Source organism: Nonomuraea basaltis (genome assembly GCF_005893125.1).
In the GTDB taxonomy this organism is placed as follows: domain Bacteria; phylum Actinomycetota; class Actinomycetes; order Streptosporangiales; family Streptosporangiaceae; genus Nonomuraea; species Nonomuraea basaltis.
Genome location: NZ_VCJS01000454.1, coordinates 1 through 3,740 on the forward strand (window position 1 = coordinate 1; position 3,740 = coordinate 3,740).

Here is a 3,740-nt window from a genome sequence, read left to right on the forward strand (position 1 = left end):
CCCTGAAGCAGCTCCCAGCGATCAAACTAATCAACGGCCTCACCCGCGCCATAGAAGAACCGACGTCGGCGGGCAACCCGCACCCATTTTCCCGCCTGAGCGGCGTCCCGGCAGGGACAGGGGAACTAATCAGCTTGGCCGAACGCCATTGAAAGTGACAGTGCCAATCCGAGCGCGGTTCGGGAAAGGTCTGGACGGTTACGGGATGCGGCATCGCCGCGCTCTCATCTGGCCTGTCGGGCTGGTCTGCGGCAGGTGGCGGTCGACGACAGGGGGTGTCGGCGTGGATCTCCTTGGGCGCCACCTCGCTCTCCTGCTGCAGCAGCCCCCGATGATGTAGACCGCCCCCCACCCCGCACGGGATGAACCGGGAGAACAGCGCGATACCGGGAGAACAGCGCGATGTAGTGGCTCGGCAAGGTGGTGACGAGCCTCCGCTTGAACCGGCCGGAACCTGCCCGGGCGCGCCGCGAGAGCTAGGTGGCCCCCTGGATGAACCGGGTGCTCGCCGTGGTCCCGGGCGGGCGAGCCGTGGGCCCTGACGACGCCGCCAGGGCATCGGGCCCGGCGACCCGTGGCAGGTCGCCGGGCCGGTAACCGGTGGTCAGCTCGGGATTGCGCTGCCCTCGCAACCTTTGGCGATCTGGCCCGTCTCGAAGTACCGCACCACGTCGGCGGCGCACTTGGGCACCCGGGTGGTCGACACGTGCACGTCGTCGGCGACCGTGTAGACGGTGCCGCCGATGGCGCGCCGTGTCTGCAGCGTCCAGTCGTAGACGGACATGAACTCGTGCAAGTGCCCCGCCAGCACCAGTGACCCGCTGCTCCGCTTCAACGTGGCCTGCTGCACCGGCAGCGGCCAGCCGGGACACATGACAGGCAGTCCCCAGGACCGGCCGGTCGCCGGATGGCGCTTCACGAGCTGCTGGTAGTCACGCCAGGCGGTGTCGAAACCGGCCCGGCTGCTGTCCTCGTTGCACGCGACGGCCAAGTTCATGGTCCTGTTCAGTGTTTCGGGCGCGCCGGGCACGGGCGTCCCCATCATCGGTGCGCCGAGCAGCTCCTTGACGGCGGGCGGGGCGGTGGTGCCCGTCGCCGTCCGCAGTTCGGCCAGCGCCTTGCCCGCGCGCGCCCACTCGGTCGAGTTGCGCCTGGCCAGGTCGGCGACGGCCGAGCCGTCGATGGGCCGCTGCAGGTCGGTGTAGGTCTTGGGGATCTTGTCGTACGCGCGGACCAGCTTCGCCACCTCCTCGCGCACCTTCCGTGCGGTGGCACCGAGACCGTAGGTCCCGTCGCGGCGGGCCAGCCAGGCGGCCATGCGCCCGAAGTTGTGCTCGGCCGCCTCCGCGCTGTCCTTGGCGTGCTCGTCAATACGGGTCCACGGCGGCGCCACGCTGTCTAGGAAGGCCCGTCCGGTGTGCCCGGGGAACAGGCTGCGATACACCATGCCCAGATAGGTGCCCCAGGAGAAGCCGAGCAGGTTGAGTTTGCTCTCACCCAGCGCGGTCCGTACCAGGTCCAGATCCTTGGCCACGTTCTCGGTGGTGAGCTGTCCGAGGAAGGCGGGGTCAGAGCGTCCGCACTTCTGGTTGGCGGCGACCTGGGCGTCGTATTTCTTCCTGGCCGCCTCCTTGGTCAGCGTGCCGGGCTCCTGCGGGCCTCCTGGCGAGAAGGTGCAGGCGACCTTGGTGCTGTTCCCGACCCCGCGCGGATCGAAGCCGATGATGTCGTATCGCTCGTTGAGTGCCGCCATCTCCTCGTTCCTGAGCGCGGCCCGCAGGACCGGGTCCAGGTATCCGCTGTTGCCCGGCCCGCCCGGCAGGACGGCAATGGCGCCGAGCCGGTGGGCCTCGTCCGTGGCGGCCAGCCGGGTCACCACGATGTCGATCTTCCGCCCGCTGGGGTCACGATGGTTCAGCGGGACGCTGACCGTGCCGCACTCCAGGCGCTTCATCAAGGAGCGGAACGCCGCAACCTTGTCTTCCGCCACGCGCAGGCTGCGGATCACCTCATCGGAGTAGGCCGGGCAGGATTTCCACTGCACGGAAGACACGCCGGAGCTCGAGCTGGGGTTCGCGGTGGCGCTCGCGCTCGCGGCGACGGTAGCGGTGGCGCCCGCCGCGGAAGGATGCGCCGCCAACCCCGCCAGCGCCAGGGCCAGTGCCGTCAGTGAAGTTCGGTACGTCATGCGGATCAGTAGTAGAGCTGCGGTTGTTTCCTTACCGTTTCTATGAGTGACATTGGGGGCGTTAGTTGGCCCATGAGAGCGATAGATGGCCCGGCTGTCGAGGCGCTGGGAGCGAGATGAGCCGAAGCACGGTAGTTGTCACATAGGCAGGCTTTATGCCACCTGTGACTGTGCGATCGGATCGGCCCGGTCCGCGGGTGGGTCGCGGGCTCGCGCGCATTCCGATCAGGGGGTGCGGTTCTGCTCAGGTCTGCGGGTTTTGACGGGCTTGTTCCTGGTCGGCCAGGAACTTGTCCAGCAGGTCGAAGAGGACGTTGGTGACTTGGGTCTCCTCGTCCGGAGTGAGGTCCGGTCTGACTCCTGCCTCACCGAGGGCGATCTGTTGGATTTGGGCCTCCCAGACGAGGTTGGTGCCGACTTGATGGCGGGCCATCAGCCATTCGCGCCAGCCGTCGAGCCCTGGTCCGCCATGTCGGCGAGCAGCTTGGTCGTAGCCGATCAAGAAGGCTGTCACGCCCTTCAGCGATGGGCGGCCGATGAACATGCCGGTGCGCCTGGCGAACTGCTTGAAGTATTCGCGCTCGCTCATGTCGGTCAGTTCAATCATCCTCGGATCCTCTCCGGCGAGCTCCGGTGCAGGCTATGACCTTGGTGGTGTCCGGTGTGAGGAACAGGATGTAGTTCCAGGTTCGGTCGGCTGAGGTGATGGAGCCGAGTCGGATCGGGGATTGATCGAGGCTGTTGAGAGTGTCGACCGTCTGCTGAAGGGCCTGGGTTTGGGCACCTTGTTTCGTGGTGAGGCGGAGTCGTCGCCTGTAGGTCGTGGCCGGCTCAGATGTGTCGCTTGCCAGGGAGAAGGGACCACCTGGTTGCCACGAGGAAGGGACCACCTGGTCGTGTAGTCGATCATAGTGATCTCCCTTGGTTCGTCCCCGCCGACACCCCGGTGACCGGCGCGTTCGCGGGCTGGATGGTGGGTCGTTGACGGGTCCGGTAGGACTCGCCTTCGACGATGAGGACGTGTGCGGCCGACACCAGCCGGTCGACGGCAGACTGCGCCAGCAGCGGGTCGGCCATCATCGCCAGCCACTCGCTGGGCTCGCGGTTGGAGGTCACCACGGTGGTGGCCTTGTGGTGGCGTTCCACGACGAGCTCGTAGAAGTCGGCCGTCTCGATCTGGTCCAGCCCTTTGAGTGCGAAGTCGTCGATGATGAGCAGCTGCGTGTGGGCCAGGCGGCGCATCTCGGTCTCGACGCTGTTGTCGAGCCGGGCGGCCTTGAGTCGTTTGAACAGCTTGTCGGCGCGGGCCAGGGCCATCCGATCAACCCACGACGCGAACGACTCGCCGTACGCCGGTGCCGCCACCAACGCCAGCCGCCGGGGCCAGACCGCCACCATCTCCCGAGCCGAACCTCCTGCCGTAAATGTCCTGTCTCAATCGAGTTGGCGTAGAGGCATAGCTCTGACCTGCTGTACGCCAACTTAAGTGAGACGCCTGGACGCGCGGTTGTCTCATACAGGGTGGCGCGCGCGGTGTTTCGTCTCATCGACC

General features: G+C 66.8%; 3 protein-coding genes. All 3 read right to left on the reverse strand.

What is annotated here, in order from left to right; translation table 11 throughout:
* Positions 1-604: 604 nt before the first annotated feature.
* Positions 605-2,188: an alpha/beta fold hydrolase gene (locus EJK15_RS68165; RefSeq protein WP_138720752.1), complete on the reverse strand. Its 1,584-nt coding sequence runs from the start codon at positions 2,186-2,188 to the stop codon at positions 605-607.
* Positions 2,189-2,432: 244 nt separating this feature from the next.
* Positions 2,433-2,795 carry a hypothetical protein gene (locus EJK15_RS68170; RefSeq protein ID WP_138720753.1) on the reverse strand — a complete coding sequence of 121 codons (363 nt, stop codon included), beginning with the start codon at positions 2,793-2,795 and terminating at the stop codon, positions 2,433-2,435.
* Positions 2,796-3,094: 299 nt separating this feature from the next.
* Positions 3,095-3,586, reverse strand: coding sequence for an ATP-binding protein (locus tag EJK15_RS68175; protein ID WP_138720754.1), 492 nt, complete (start codon positions 3,584-3,586; stop codon positions 3,095-3,097).
* Between the last annotated feature and the right edge of the window lie 154 nt (positions 3,587-3,740).

Excerpts from the sequence above, each read along its gene's own strand:
- EJK15_RS68175 (WP_138720754.1), bottom strand. The coding sequence starts at position 3,586 with ATGGTGGCGGTCTGGCCCCGGCGGCTGGCGTTGGTGGCGGCACCGGCG.
- EJK15_RS68165 (WP_138720752.1), bottom strand. The coding sequence starts at position 2,188 with ATGACGTACCGAACTTCACTGACGGCACTGGCCCTGGCGCTGGCGGGG.
- EJK15_RS68170 (WP_138720753.1), bottom strand. The coding sequence starts at position 2,795 with ATGATTGAACTGACCGACATGAGCGAGCGCGAATACTTCAAGCAGTTC.